Source organism: Sphingomonas sp. STIS6.2 (assembly GCF_000732685.2).
GTDB lineage: Bacteria > Pseudomonadota > Alphaproteobacteria > Sphingomonadales > Sphingomonadaceae > Sphingomonas > Sphingomonas aerolata.
Map to the genome: position 1 here is coordinate 1 of NZ_JPDP02000087.1, position 14,156 is coordinate 14,156.

Sequence of the window (14,156 nt, forward strand, 5' to 3'; positions counted from 1 at the left end):
CGCGGGCGAGCCGCGCCGCGTCGAGAATGCCCTCCTCCTGGTCGAAATCCCACGAGCGCGATTGCTGCGCCATCAGCCGGCGCTGCAGCCGGTTGGCGAGCTTCGATACCGCGGACTGGAGATGGACCAGCTGCTGGTCGAGATAGCCGCGCAGACGTGCCAGTTCCTCGGCATCGCACAGCTCGGTCGCGGCGATCACTTCGTCGAACTGCGTCGTCCACGGCTTGTAGTCGAACGCGGTGCCCATGTCCGCCATCGGGCGGTTGGGGCGGACGGGCTGCATGCCCTCCTCACCGTCATCGCCGGGCTCGCCGTCGATGTCGTCCATCGACTCGTCGCTCTGCTCCTGGCCGTCGCTTTCCTCGTTCTGCTGCTCGGACTGTTCGCCGCGCGCCTCGACTTCGCCTTGGCCGTCCTCGCCCTGGTCGTCGCCTTCGTCGCCCTCGTCCTGCTGCTGCTCGTCAGTGCCCTCGTCCTCGGAGCCGCCCTCTTCGCTCTCCTCGGGGACCTGGTCCGCCTGGACGAGCTCGAGCTCGGCGAGCATCTTGCGGGCGAGGCCCTGGAACGTCTTCTGGTCGTCGATCGCATAGGCCAGCGCGTCGAGATCGGTCTTCTGCTCGATCCACTCCCGCACCAGCGCGAGACCGGGGGCGGCGACCGCGGGCGATTCCTGCCCGGTCAGCCGCTCGCGCACCATCAGCCCGAGCGCGGTCGACAGCGGCACCTCGTCCCGGTTGCGCGCGCGCGTGATCGGGTCGGCGCGCAGCCGGACGTCGAGCGCCATGGCGAGGTTGTCGCTGATCCCGGCATAGCCGCGCGACCCCAGCGCCTCGACACGCGCGGTCTCGACCGCGTCGAACACCGCACGCGCGACCGCCTCGACCGGCGCGGCACGGTTGTGCAGCGCGATGTCGTGATGCTTCAGCTGAAGCGCGAAGCCGTCAGCGAACCCGCGCGCTTCCGCGACCTGTTCGGGGGGCAGCGCACGTGCGGGCATCGGCACCTTGATGTGCTTGCCCGACTGCGCCGGCGCGTCCGCGGTGAAGGCGAGCTCGACCTCGGGCTCCTCCGCGATCGCACGCGCGGTGCCGGCGAGAACCGCCTTGAACCGATCGAGGGGCGTTTCGTTCGCCAAGGCTTCAGGCCTTGCCCATCACGCTCTCGGGCAGATCCTTGCCGAACACGCGCTGATAATATTCCGCGACCAGCGACCGCTCTGCCTCGTCGCACTTGTTGAGGAACGACAGCCGGAACGCGAAGCCGACGTCACCGAAGATCAGCGCGTTCTGTGCCCAGGTGATGACGGTACGCGGGCTCATCACGGTCGAGATGTCGCCGTTGACGAAGCCCTTGCGGGTCATGTCGGCGACGCGGACCATGTTCTCGACGACCTTCTTGCCGTCGGGCTTGTCATATTCGCCCGACTTGGCGAGCACGATCTGCGCCTCGACCTTGGCGGGGAGGTAGTTGAGCGTGACGACGATGTTCCAGCGGTCCATCTGACCCTGGTTGATCTGCTGCGTGCCGTGATACAGCCCGCTGGTGTCGCCGAGGCCGACCGTGTTGGCGGTCGCGAACAGGCGGAACCAGGGGTTCGGGCGGATCACGCGGTTCTGGTCGAGCAGCGTCAGCTTGCCCTCGGTCTCGAGCACGCGCTGGATCACGAACATCACGTCCGGGCGGCCTGCGTCATATTCGTCGAACACGAGCGCGGTCGGGGTCTGCAGCGCCCAGGGGAGCAGGCCTTCGCGGAACTCGGTGATCTGCTGGCCGTCCTTCAGGACGATCGCGTCGCGGCCGATCAGGTCGATGCGGCTGATATGCGCGTCGAGGTTGATGCGGATGCACGGCCATTTCAGCCGTGCCGCGACCTGCTCGATATGCGTCGACTTGCCGGTGCCGTGATAGCCCTGGACCATCACGCGACGGTTGTGCGCAAAGCCCGCAAGGACCGCGAGCGTGGTGTCCGCGTCGAAGACATAGGCGGGGTCGAGATCGGGGACGCGCTCGTCCGCTTCGGAGAAGGCGGGCACCTCCATGTCGGAATCGATCCCGAACATCTCGCGCACCTTCACCATGCGGTCGGGGGCGTCGAGGATCGTCGTCTCGCGGCTGTCAGGCTGGGTATTGGGGATATCGGTCATGCTGGCCTCGTGTTCCCGGTAGCTCTAGGCCAAGCGCGGGTGAATACTCAACCGCGACGTACGCGATTGTCGGGAAGACATCATCGAACCGCCGGACGCGCGATGGGTTCCCGCCCCGCCGGGAATGTGGCGGGGCAGGGCTTCGGTTTGCGCCTATCGGCCGAGCAGGACGCGCGCCTGGCTGGCGATCTGCGCGAGCATCGCGGCGTTCGGGACGGCGGCGTGGCGTGCGCGGTCGATCACCGCCTTGAACTGCGCGACGCGGGTGGCATTGCTCGCCAGCCACGTGTCGACCGCGCCCTGCGGATCCCTGGCTCCGCACCGTGCGAGGAACTCCAGCCGCAACTGCTGGAAATCGCGCGCCAGTCCGGCGATGAGCAGCCGTTCCCAGGGATCCGACGGCGTGATCCGCGCCGCATTGGCCTGTGCCCAGTCGAGCCCGAGCGCCTGTCCGAGATGCGTGAAGGCGCGGGTCAGCACCGCCTCGTCGAGCGCGAGGCGCTCGCCGAGATCGGCGAGCCCGACCGCACCGTCGAGCTCGAACAGCCGGACCACCTTGATCGCGAGGTCGTGCGGGGCACCTGCCGTCTCGAGCTGCGCGGCGATGCGGTCGCTCTGCGCGCTCGCCTCCTCGAGCAGCAACGCCTTGGTCTGGCCATCGAGATGCGTGATCCCCTTGGCGAGCCGGGCAAGCACGGCACCGGGCATCGTGCCGGGGGCGGACACGCGCAGCAGATCCGCGATCTGCGAGCGCGTGGCGACCGCCACCTCGTCGAACAGCGCGATGCGCGCGGCCTCGGGCATCGGTCGTGATTCGATGTCCGCCCAGAGCGAGGGCAGGTCGAACAGCCGTTCGGCGACGACGAACATCGCCGCGATATCGCCCATCGCCGCGCCTTCCTCCTCGGCCAGCTCGAACGGGTGGAGCACGCCGAGCCGATTGACGATGCGGTTGGCGAGCTTGGTCGCGACGATCTGGCCGCGCAGCCGGTGGTCGTCGATCGCCTGCGCGAAATGCTCGCGCATTGCGGCCGGGAAGGCGGCGTGAAGATCGGGCTTGAGCGCGGGGTCGTCGCCGAGCCCGGCGTGCTCGATCGAATCCTGCAGCGCGAGCTTCGCGGTGGCGAGCAGCACGGCAAGTTCCGGACGCGTCAGGCCATGGCCGTCGAGCCCGCGGCGGAGCAGGTCGTCATTGGCGGCCAGCCCCTCGACCGCGCGATCAAGCCGTCCGCTGCCCTCGAAGATCTCGATGACGCGGACATAGCTCGGCATCGAGCCCGGCCCGCCGCCGCCGCCGGTCGCGCCGCCAAGGCCGCCGGGGCCTGCCAGCGCGCCCGCGCCCTCGGCGATCGACAGTGCGAGCGTCTGGAGCCGGTTGTCCTCGAGCACGAGATGCGCGACGTCGTCGGTCATGCTGGCGAGCAGCGCGTTGCGATCCTCATATCCCAGGCGCCCCTCGATCATCTCGCGGTTGAGCGCGATCTTGATGTTGACCTCGTTATCCGAGCAGTCGACGCCCGCGGAATTGTCGATGAAGTCGGTGTTGATCCGCCCGCCGCGCTCGGAAAACGCGATGCGCGCGGCCTGCGTGACGCCGAGATTGGCGCCTTCGCCGATCGCGGTGACGCGCAGATCCTCGGCATTGACGCGCAGCCGGTCGTTGGCGGGATCGCCGACCTGGACGTTGTTCTCGGATGCCGCCTTCACATAGGTGCCGATGCCACCGAACCAGAGCAGGTCCGCGGGCGCCTTCAGGATCGCGGAGATCAGCGCGCCGGGTTCGATCTCGTCGACCGCGATGCCGAGCACGGCCTGCGCCTGGGGCGAGAGACGGATGACCTTGGCGGTGCGCGGATAGACGCTGCCGCCTTCGGAGATCAGCGCGGTGTCGTAATCCGCCCAGCTCGAGCGGGGGAGGGCGAACATGCGCGCGCGCTCGTCCCAGCTGGCGGCGGGATCGGGGTTCGGATCGATGAAGATGTGGCGATGGTCGAACGCCGCGACGATCTTGAGCGACTTCGACAGCAGCATGCCGTTGCCGAACACGTCACCCGACATGTCGCCGCAGCCGACGACGGTGATCGCATCGCTCTGCACGTCGATGCCGCGCTCGGCGAAGTGACGCTGGACCGAGACCCAGGCGCCCTTGGCGGTGATGCCCATCGCCTTGTGATCATAACCGACCGAGCCGCCGCTCGCGAACGCGTCGCCCAGCCAGAAATCGCGTTCGAGCGCGAGCGCGTTGGCGACGTCGCTGAACGTCGCGGTGCCCTTGTCCGCGGCGACGACGAAATAGGGATCCTCGCCGTCGAGGATCGCGACGCCCTTCGGATGGACGACCTTGCCCTCGACGATGTTGTCGGTGATCGACAGCAAGGTGCGGATGAAGATGCGGTAGCTTTCGGTCCCTTCCGCCAGCCACGCGTCGCGGTTGGACGGGGCGGGGAGCTGTTTGGGATAGAAGCCGCCCTTCGCACCGGTCGGCACGATCACCGCGTTCTTGACGCGCTGCGCCTTCATCAGCCCGAGAATTTCGGTGCGGAAGTCATCGCGGCGGTCGGACCAGCGCAGGCCGCCACGCGCGACCGGGCCGGCGCGCAGATGGATGCCCTCGATCCGCGGGCTGTACACCCAGATCTCGCGCCACGGTACGGGCGCGGGGAGGCCGGGGATCAGGTGGCTGTCGAGCTTGAACGCGAGCGCTTCGGCTGCGGCGGGCGTGAAGGCGTTGGTGCGCAGCGTCGCGCCGACCAGGCTGTGATAGGCGCGCAGGATGCGGTCGTCGTCGATCGCGGTCACCGCGTCGAGTCCCGCCTCGATCGTCGCGTCGGCATCGGCGGGATGCCCGGCATTGGCCGGATCATGCGCGGCGGCGAAGCGCGCGATTAGCGCTGTCGCGACTTTGGGCGCGCGGCGCAGCGCGTCGACCACCGTCGTCAGGCCGTAGGGCAGCCCCGCCTGGCGCAGATAGCGGAACCAGGCGCGGAACAGCACGACCGCCTGCGGGCTCATCCCCACTTCGACGATCAGCCGGTTGAACGCGTCGTTCTCGGCCGCGCCTTCGAGCACCGCGGCGATCGCGCGCTCGAGCGTCGCCGCATCGGCCTGCGCGACCGCATCGTTCGCCTCGAGCACGAAATCATGCACGAAGGGATCGCTGTCCTCCTGCAGCCGGGTCGGCAATTCGCCGATCACGCGGAAACCGAAATTCTCGAGCACCGGCACTGCATCCGACAGCGGCAGCGCGCCGCCCAGCTTGTAGATCTTGAGCTGGCGGTCTTCGCCGGGCGCGCTGGAGATCAGGCGCACGCCGCGCGAGCCCGGCCCGTCGAGCCCGGCAAGCCGCAGGATGTCCTCGGCGGCTTCGGCCGGGCTGCTGAGGTTGCGATAGTTTTGCGGGAAGGCGGCGGCCCAGCGTAGCGCGAGGCGGGCGGCGCGCGGCGACGGCAATGTCTCGACCAGCGCGGCCTCGACGTCGGACACCCAGCCGCGCACCATCCGCTGCAGCCTGAGCGCGAGCGGCGCGACGTCGGGCACGCGGCCTTCGCCGCGCAGGTCGAGCGTGTAGCGCAGCATCGCGGTCTCGCCGTCCTCGAGCGCGATCGACCAGTTCAGCACGGTGGCATTCGCGGCCTCGGCGAGCATCTCGCCGATCGCTGTGCGGCGGCCGGTCGTGACGTCGTCGCGCGGCAGCCAGACGAAGCCGAACAGATGACGGCCGAGCGGCGATGCGACCAGCACCAGCGCGGGACGCGGCCGGTCGGCCAGGCTCATCGCGGTCAGCGCGAGTTCCTCGAGCGCGTCGGGCGCGAACGCGATGACGAGATCATGGGGCAGGGCGGTGAATGCGTGGGTCAGCGCCTTGCCCGCATGGCCGCGCGGATCGAAGCCGAACTTCGCCTTCATCGCGGCGAGCCGGGTGCGCAGGATTGGCACGTCGCGCGGCATCGTCGCCAGCGCCGCGCTGGTCCACAGACCGCTGTAGATCGACAGTCCCGCGATCGTCTCGCCCTCGATCACCGGCACGACGACCAGATCGAGCGGGACGGCGCGGTGGACGGTCGAGATCAGGTTCGACTTCAGCAGCAGCGGGGCGAGATTGCCCGCCTCGAACCACTGGATCGCGAGCGCTCGCGAGGCCTCCGCCAGGATCGGCACGGCATGCGGATTGCGCGCGATGCCAAGCGCGGCGCCGCCGCTGCCGTCGCGGTGCCAGACCTGATGCCCGAGCAGCGTCAGATGGCCGTCGAGGAACCAGCGCAGCAGCGCGGCGCCCTCCGCATCAGGGCCGTCGCTGTGGAGCAGCGCGATATCAGTTGCCATTGCGCCCTGCATCGCGCGCCAGTCCTTCACCGCCGCGCGCACATCGGCGAGAACCCCGGTCAGTTCCTCGATCAGCCCGCGCCGATCGCGGGCGTCGGCGCGCTCCATCTCGAGATAGATCATCGATTCGGCAGGGCCGGTGTCACCGATCGCCTGGAGCACGCCGTCGGGGCTGCGCGTCGTGTGAACGACCGGGTGGATGATGCGATCGATCGCGATGTCCTGCGCAGCGATCGCGGCGGAAATCGAATCGACCAGGAACGGCATGTCGTCGTTGACGATCGCCAGCCGCATGCGGCGGCGCGTGTCATCGGCGCTGATCGGTTCGAGCGCGATGGCGGGCGCGCCATCGTCGCGGCGAAGCGCCGTGGCGACGACGAAAGCCGCGGCCTGCGCCGCCTCCGTCGTGCCGAAGTCCTTGAGTTCGCCCGGAAGCGCGCGTTCGGTCAACCGGGCGGCCAGCGCGTCGGTCAGCGTCGTGGAAAGATCAGCCATGACCGCGCCTATGCGCCGGGTAGGATACGACCTCAAGGCTTGTGGCAGGTGCGAACACCGCTGTTGCGGTGCAGCATTCGGATGCGCATCGGCGCCGCGCGAACACGGTTTTCGGCTACCTGATCGCGGCCATCGCCTGCGCGGTGAGGGCCGCGTCGTCGGTGATCGTGCCGATGATGTCGAGCCCGCCATTCACCCCCGCGCGGGCGACGAGCAGGACGATGGCGCCGGGCTCCGCATCGGTCCGGAGTACGACATGCGCCAGCGTGTCGGGTGCCGGGCCATCGGTCGGGCCGGTCGCCGCTATGGGTTCGGCGAATTCGGCACTCGGCCCGTCGGCCCAGATCGGCGCGCCCGGCGAGGTAGCGGGCGCGTGCCCGGTCGAGGCCAGCGACGCGCCGAGCCCCGGCATCATCGGCGCGTGGCGGGCATAGGCGGTGAGCCCGGACGCGGGCACCGGCGCGGCGCGAACCGCCGCCTCGAGTTCGGCGGCGAGCGTCGCCTGCATCCGGTCGTCGGCGAGCTCCTTCCAGTTGATCACGCCATACAGGAAATCGATGCCCTCGTCGCTCGACGAGAACGGCATGAGGATGCCGCGGTACAGCGTCGTCCGCCCGCGGCTGTTGACGAATTCGGCCTCGAACCCGATCGGCGCGCGATTCGCGATGATCTGCAGATAATGATCGGTCAGCCGCGACAGCAGCGACCGGCTGGGCACGTCGGCGATCGACGTGATCGGCCCGACCAGCCCGCATTCCTCGCGCAGCTTGGCGCCGAGATAGGCGATTCGCGGATCGTCGATCGTCATCACCGCTGCGGCATCCCGGTCCGCACCCGTGCCCGGATCGGTGCGGAAGTCGAGCAGCACGCTGTGCGGGCCGAAATCGGCGATCGAGCCGGGATCAAGGTCCGCGATCGTCGGATAGGGGCGTCCCCTGAGCAGCGACACCCAGTGATTATAGGCACGGACATGCATCCGGCGTTCGTCCCCGCCCAGATCGAACATCACGTCGTTGACGCCCGCGTCGGTCGCCCCGCCGGGAAGCCCCGCCTCGGTCTCGTCGATCTCGCCGTATTCGCCGTCCGGCTCGCGTCGCATGCCCATACCGAAAACTTCCCCGTTCACTTACGGCTGCTTGTGCACGCTGCTTGGTAAACGGCACGTAAATGCGGGTTAGCGCTTGTCACGGCAAAATTCCCCTGTTAAGCGCCGCCCCCTCGACCGGAGATATCCGTCGTCGGGCCGCTTTAGCTCAGCTGGTAGAGCATCGCATTCGTAATGCGGGGGTCACAGGTTCGAGTCCTGTAAGCGGCACCATCGACATCTAGTTGAAAACTCTCACATTTTTCTGTCCTCCCGCATGGTCGAGGATTTTTCAACTCCGGTACGGTTCCGGTGCATTGCACCCGGCGCAAGCTTTTCGATGTCTGAAATGATGCTCTCGAGCGCGCGAACGACGCTGGGGAACTCGCCGATCGCATAGACCTCGGTCTGGCTTCCCGCGCGGTGGCCCATGAAGCCCTCCAAGTCCCATTTCTCGGCGCCGCGGTTGCGCACGAGCGTCGCCAAGCTGTGGCGCAGCACATAGGGGCGCCATTCGCGGGCGGTCGGCATGTCCAGCTTCTTCAGCATTGCGTCCCAGGCGCGATCGACGTCCTGCACGGGGCGGCCGTGATGGTTCACCAGCCAGCCGCGGCCTGCACGCTCGGCGGGCTTGAGCGCCATGTAGGCGGCGTATTCAGCGCGCAGCCAGCGATCGAGCACCGGCAGCACGGGTAGCAGCGCGCGATGCTTCTTGTTCTGCGTGCGGCCCTGCGGGTTGAGGTCGATCGTCGGGGCGCCGGGCCACCATTGCTGGCGATCGGGCGCGACGCTGATGTCGACCACTGCGCCGGGCCGCGCGATCGTGCAGACCGACGCGACGAGGAACGCGTGGAGCGAGCCGCGCTGGCGATCGGGTTCGGCGGCATAGGCGAACATCTTCGCCAGTTCCTCGACGCCGATTCGCGTGCGGCGCTGGCGCTGCACCTGGCGGGCGGGGAGGGGCTTGTAGATCGGGCGCTTGTCGGAGCGCGGCGGCTCGGCGTTGGCTGCGTGGTTCAGCACTGCGATCAGCTGCGCGATCGAAGCCTCAGTCGCGGCGGGCGAGCGGGTGCGCGATACCGTGACCTCACCTTTGCCGTTGCGCCACTCGACCGGCTGCAAGCGCGACCAAGCGCGAAACGCGTGGACGAAGACCGACGAGCAGGCGGCGGCGCAGCTGGTGGCGTGACCAAACCGGCCTTCCGCGCCCAACGACTGCTCAGCGTCAAGAAACCCGACGACGTGCGCCAAACGTCCGGCGATCGTGTCGGCCGACACCCGTGTGTCGCCCCACTCGATCTTATAGTCCGCGATAGCGTCGGTCAGCAGATAGGTCTGCGCCTGCGCCAGCGATTGGCCGCAGGCGTGGCAGAATGCCGGGGCCTCGCCCTTGTCGGCAAGATAAAGTTTGTCGAGCGCGAGGATCGCCGCCGTCTCGTCTACCGTACCCGTCGACGAGCTGCGCTCGCGTCGCGTGGCGGAATCGTACCACCAGACATAGAGATTGGGGCTTCGACGAGTTCCGTCTGCCCGTTCGTCATGAGCGAGCCAGTATTTGCCCCGTTGATAGACCGGCGGCGTGCGTCGCGACATTGTGTTCGTTCTTTCAGATATTCGGATTTGGCGCGGTGCGTCATGTCGAAGAGGCCGAGGCTGCCGAGCAGATCAAGGTCGGCGGACTCGAGCCGGATGCCCTTCCCAAGTTCGGCGGCGCGGGCGAGTTTCTGGTCGAGCCGGACGATCGAGGGGGCGTTCACTGGATCGCCTCGCGAAGCTTGTGGGCGTGGGCGACAAGCCCCTCGCTGCGCGATGCGAGCGCGGCGGCAGCATCCGTTAGGTTTGCGTCGGATGCGCCGCGGTCGCCGCTGATCTTGAAGTTCAGAGCGCGAACCGTGATGCACAGTTCGTCGGCCAGCCGGCCTTTGCCAAGCAATCCGGCGACGGTATCGAGCCCCATCATCCGGACCACCGCCACCGGAAACGCGACCTGTTCCCGTTTTCGGGAACAGGTGCCTAAACGTTTCAATGGCGCAGGTTTGCATGCTTTGGCGGGTGCGGCGCTGTTCATCATGCTGGTCCTCTTGGTGCGGGGCGATCGAGCGGGCGCGCCAGTGGCCGCTCTTGTAGAAAGCGTTTCGACAAGAGCGGTGGGGTGGCGGGGACATCTCCGAGCGCGAGGCCGCAAATGCGTTGCCATTCCGTCGCGACCGTCGCGACGATGACGCCGAGCGCGGTCGCGCCCCCGCCCATGAACAGGCCAATAGAGACGCCGTGGAAGATGGGCATCGTGACGTGGATCATGGGGCAATCCTTGCAGGCAAAAGGGTGGCGGCACCGGAAGCATGATCTTCCGAGGCTGCGGCGGGATGGTTCAGGACGGTCGCGGCAGCTCGGCCGCGGGAATCAGATCAGGGGATCAGCCGGGGGATGGCGACTTCCGCCGCGTCTGGCGCGTGGTCGTCATTGGCCGGCACGCGGTGGTCGTCGTTGGCCGGCAGGTGATTGTCGTCGTTAGCGGGCTTCGAGCGCCATTGACCGTACGGCAAGCGGATCGCCGGCTTCGGGATCATGCTCGGCCGCACAATGCGGAAGATGCAGTGCCGCGCCACGGAGACGTGACCGCAATTGGCGTTCTGAAAAACATTGCGGATATCTTGCAGCAGCTGATCGATTTCAAATGAGTCACAGTCTATCGAGTGCGTTAGGCCGTGCGGGCACACCATGGCCGGAGCGCGCGGCGTATAGCTTCTCCTCTTCGTCACTGATGGGTCCCCCCGGTATTGCCCGACCCCGTCGACATGGTGGGACGAAGGAAATTTGGCAGGCGCCGACGAATGCGGCGTAAAACGCCGTCAACCTGCTGCGCCTCGACCAGCGCACGATGATGATCGCGCGGGGACGAACCGGGCTGGGCGGCGGCAAAAAGGGCGGAGTGCAGTTCTCCTGCCTTGTGGATGAAGTCGAGCGAATCCGCCACGAGCGCGAGGCGACAGGCTTCCTGCTGCAGGATCTTGATCCCGAGTTGCTGACTAAACGCGTCGCGGAACGGCGCATCCTCACCGCCTGCAAGGCGATGGGCGGTATCTAACGCCAGCGCTTGCATGAGGGTCGGCAGCGTTCCCGTGTCGGGGTCGGACCACTCGCGCATAGTCCGCGCGGAATAGTCGCGCTTAGTGAGCGCGGTGATGACGCGCGCAGCTTCGGCCGGGCCGATCTGCGCGAGAACCTTAGTCATCGCGTCCTGAAACGTATCGGGCGTGCGGAGCTTGGTCATGCGCCGCCTTCTCGCTGCAAAACCGAACGCTGATGGCAATCGACCTCGCCATAGGGAGGAGGTAGATCAGTTAAACGAGGCACGTCTGAGAGCCCATTAAGCGGAAATACAGCGGCTAGGGCACTGATCTGAATGCTAAGTTCGCGGGCCTTTTTCAAGACCTCCGGCTGCTTGGTCGATGGAATACGGCCTGCGGTTTTCGAGCTTTGAACGCTGGACCGCCGTTCAATGAGCGCAGCAGCCATCGGCCGGACGCCGCCAAATCGATCAAAGAGGTTGGATACAATGACCATGAGCAGCTATGTACGATAAAGTCGCACAGCATATCAACGATTATTTCGCACAGACAGCGTGCGAAATTTTCGCGACGTAGCACGCGTGGAACCCGCTGCTATCAGGCTCAAGAAACTGCGCGAGGCTGCTGATCCAGCTCTAAGCGTGCGTAAACTCGCGCAATTGCTAGGCATGCCCGCGTCGACGTACGCGTTTTACGAGGACCCGAAAAAATTTAAGAAGGCTTATCTGCCGATCGAACTGACAAAGTCACTCGCCCAGCATTTGACACCTCATGGCATAGACCAGTGGGATGTGTTGGCGCTGGGCGGCTTCGAGGAAACGAATGCGCCGTCCATCGAGGCCAGTATCACGCCCGTCGCGCAGTTCGCGACCATGCAGGTCCTGTTGCCAGATGCGCGCGCTCTGGAGCGGATGTTTCTTGGGATTCTGAAAGCTTCGGAGGGCTTGCCGCAGGAAGCGCTCGCGCGTGAACTCGCACAGCTGCTTCCCAGAGGGCTCGGGCTTCTTCAAGGGCCGCTCGTGTTCGAGCAGACGGATGACGACGATGCTCCTCAAGCCGATCCTGAAGACGGTCACGACGATCGTCCCGCGCGCCAGCGAGCATAGCGCAGGTTGTTTCACACCGAGCGCATCCACGCTCACATCGGGGCCGAGACTGGAACACTAAAACCATAACGCCGACTCATATCGTTCTTATTATGTTCCGGTCCGTACGGCGCGATTTCCAACAAAAATAGGGGGTGCCTGCGAAAACTGGCGTCTTCCTAACATCGGGCTGCTCAAAGCGAGAAAATCCGATCGCGGAATGGTTCAGCTTGGAGGGTTTACGCTGAGCAGATGTCATCCTTGGTGGAAAGCGGACAGGCTACTTTTCGGGAAGGCGGGTGGCGATAGCAGACATTGGGCAGCTGCCGGCTTTCCCCAAAAGGATCGAATTTCGGGAGATCATTTACGCCACAGTCGCGAGGCTCTGGGCGCGCTCTAGGTCCTTCGGTCGGCCGAAAGCGGCGAGCATGGCCTGTAAGTCCGCCCTTTCAGGAACAAAGACAACCATGCCATCGACCTCGATGCGTTTCCGCGTTGCTGGCAGTACCGGCAACCACGCCTCGCCTGACCAGCGGTGGAAGTCTGCCATGAACTCTACCGGCAATGGTGACGTCCCGCTCCAAGTGCCAAAGATGCTCGATCGAAATGCAGCGTGCGCTGATCCGTGCCGAGGCTGAATGCCGATCATCGGCAGGATGCGTCGTGCATCGTCAACGCTCAACAACACGTCCACGTCACCTACATGACCCGGGTCAGCTCCGTGCAGGGCGACGGCTGCGCTGGCGATAATCCACCAAGGATCACGCGCCTTGACCATGATGTTTCCGACCGCGTTCAATGTTGCCAAGAGGGGTGGGCTGACCATCATCTGCTTTCAATAGCGCCCTATTATCTCGCTTGGGAACGTCGATCGAGACGGCCAGCGCGTTCTCATGAGGATCGAATTTCGGGAATCGCTGGCATAGAACCTAACCTGCTAGGGAAGCGCGCAAGCGACGGCGGGAGACGGAATGCCTAAGGCTCACCTTGTGTTCGGCTTCTTAGGGTCGGGAAAGACGACGTTAGCTAAGAGGCTTGAGATTCAACATAGCGCCGTCCGCTTCACGCCTGACGAATGGATGGCGCGCCTATTTGGCGAAGACCCGCCCGCCGACACGTTTCAAGATAGGGCATCGGCTATTCTGGATCTCATGCAGCCTATTTGGGCTCGCTGCCTGTCACTGGGCCTCGACGTTGTTCTCGATTACGGCTTCTGGTCTCGGGCTGAACGGGATCGCGCACGGGCTACGGTCGAAGACCTAGGCGCCACCCCTGTGTTGTGGGCTGTAAGCTGTTCCGATGACGAGGCCCGAAAGCGCATCGCCCTCAGAAACGACGCCGCTCACCGGAGCCTCTATATCGCTTCTGCCACCTTCGACCTGCTCAAGGCACGGGTTGAGCCTTTGGGCATGGACGAGGCGCACTCGGTGGTGTGAGCATACCGCCACCGCTTCCCGAATACGAACTTCGGGCGGGAACCTCCCGCCTTGATCGCGCTGACGGACGCCTGCGGGTTTCGCTTTCCCAAAATCTGTTCCCAATTCCTCTTGCCCAAAATGACCAATCGGAGACGGAGAAACGGGAAAGAGTGCGCTTAACGAATGGCCGTTATTGGGCCCCCGGATCGCCAACCTGAACGTCCGGGTTTAGGCGGCTGCGGAACGGCTGCAATTCTAATGCCACGGCCCAAGCCGAATGCACCTATCAATCCAGAGTAAATGCCCCCTCTGGAAAGCCATGCCACCCCGTGCCCGTTCTCGCCTTGGCCATGATGGCCACGGAGAAAAAGCTATGGGTACGTCAGAGTTCGATCCAATCGCAGGCGAACGCCGCCCCTGGAACGGCGGACGCAAGGTGGGTGCCAAGCGTGCACTCAAGCCGCGACAGGTCTGGGCCATTCGCTTCTTCCTCGATCAGCACCAGCGACTGCGGGATCGAGCGTTGTTTGACCTGG

11 protein-coding genes, 1 tRNA gene and 3 pseudogenes are annotated in these 14,156 nt (G+C 65.9%); 4 read left to right on the top strand and 11 right to left on the bottom strand.

All coding sequences use genetic code 11. The features are described from left to right. The 4 genes and pseudogenes from sphst_RS12190 to sphst_RS12205 form a co-directional block, all read right to left on the bottom strand. Positions 1-1,135 (bottom strand): annotated as a pseudogene (locus tag sphst_RS12190) (cobaltochelatase subunit CobT); the annotation flags it as partial. Positions 1,136-1,139: 4 nt separating this feature from the next. After that, positions 1,140-2,144, bottom strand: coding sequence for a cobaltochelatase subunit CobS (gene cobS, locus sphst_RS12195; RefSeq protein WP_031393922.1), 1,005 nt, complete (start codon positions 2,142-2,144; stop codon positions 1,140-1,142). A gap of 153 nt (positions 2,145-2,297) precedes the next feature. After that, positions 2,298-6,962, bottom strand: coding sequence for an NAD-glutamate dehydrogenase domain-containing protein (locus sphst_RS12200; RefSeq protein WP_107045595.1), 4,665 nt, complete (start codon positions 6,960-6,962; stop codon positions 2,298-2,300). 298 nt (positions 6,963-7,260) lie between these two features. Then, a pseudogene (locus sphst_RS12205) lies at positions 7,261-8,061 on the bottom strand (PAS domain-containing protein); the annotation flags it as partial. Between the two features lie 143 nt (positions 8,062-8,204). On the opposite strand from sphst_RS12205, the gene sphst_RS12210 reads away from it, so the two are divergent. Next, positions 8,205-8,280, top strand: a tRNA-Thr gene (locus sphst_RS12210). A gap of 21 nt (positions 8,281-8,301) precedes the next feature. Here sphst_RS12210 and sphst_RS12215 read toward each other — a convergent pair. The 6 genes from sphst_RS12215 to sphst_RS21655 form a co-directional block, all read right to left on the bottom strand. Beyond that, positions 8,302-9,639: a tyrosine-type recombinase/integrase gene (locus tag sphst_RS12215; protein ID WP_031393988.1), complete on the bottom strand. Its 1,338-nt coding sequence runs from the start codon at positions 9,637-9,639 to the stop codon at positions 8,302-8,304. A gap of 160 nt (positions 9,640-9,799) precedes the next feature. Then, complete coding sequence (locus sphst_RS12220; protein WP_156363503.1) at positions 9,800-10,117, bottom strand: hypothetical protein; 318 nt, start codon at positions 10,115-10,117, stop codon at positions 9,800-9,802. Next, positions 10,114-10,347 carry a hypothetical protein gene (locus sphst_RS12225; RefSeq protein WP_031393990.1) on the bottom strand — a complete coding sequence of 78 codons (234 nt, stop codon included), beginning with the start codon at positions 10,345-10,347 and terminating at the stop codon, positions 10,114-10,116. The genes sphst_RS12220 and sphst_RS12225 overlap by 4 nt, the downstream gene beginning before the upstream one ends. 107 nt (positions 10,348-10,454) lie before the next feature. After that, entirely contained in the window at positions 10,455-10,808 is a 354-nt protein-coding gene (locus sphst_RS12230) for a transcriptional regulator (RefSeq protein ID WP_234387628.1), read from the bottom strand. After that, the gene (locus sphst_RS12235; protein ID WP_051916349.1) at positions 10,805-11,320 is read right to left on the bottom strand and encodes a hypothetical protein; all 516 of its coding nucleotides are present in this window, start codon (positions 11,318-11,320) and stop codon (positions 10,805-10,807) included. The genes sphst_RS12230 and sphst_RS12235 overlap by 4 nt, the downstream gene beginning before the upstream one ends. After that, complete coding sequence (locus tag sphst_RS21655; protein WP_442800399.1) at positions 11,317-11,613, bottom strand: carph-isopro domain-containing protein; 297 nt, start codon at positions 11,611-11,613, stop codon at positions 11,317-11,319. The genes sphst_RS12235 and sphst_RS21655 overlap by 4 nt, the downstream gene beginning before the upstream one ends. Positions 11,614-11,698: 85 nt before the next feature. Here sphst_RS21655 and sphst_RS12240 point away from each other — a divergent pair, with 85 nt between their 5' ends. Beyond that, positions 11,699-12,223 (top strand): helix-turn-helix domain-containing protein, encoded by a 525-nt coding sequence (locus sphst_RS12240; protein ID WP_156363505.1) that lies wholly within the window; start codon positions 11,699-11,701, stop codon positions 12,221-12,223. Positions 12,224-12,566: 343 nt separating this feature from the next. On the opposite strand, the gene sphst_RS12245 is transcribed toward sphst_RS12240, so the two are convergent. Further along, on the bottom strand, positions 12,567-13,031 hold the full coding sequence (locus tag sphst_RS12245) for a hypothetical protein (RefSeq protein WP_051916351.1): 465 nt from the start codon (positions 13,029-13,031) through the stop codon (positions 12,567-12,569). A gap of 142 nt (positions 13,032-13,173) precedes the next feature. Between sphst_RS12245 and sphst_RS12250 the strand changes: the two genes are divergently transcribed. Both sphst_RS12250 and sphst_RS21235 read left to right on the top strand, forming a co-directional pair. Further along, positions 13,174-13,638 (top strand): AAA family ATPase, encoded by a 465-nt coding sequence (locus sphst_RS12250; RefSeq protein ID WP_081877532.1) that lies wholly within the window; start codon positions 13,174-13,176, stop codon positions 13,636-13,638. Between the two features lie 355 nt (positions 13,639-13,993). After that, positions 13,994-14,156: pseudogene (locus sphst_RS21235) on the top strand (tyrosine-type recombinase/integrase); the annotation flags it as partial.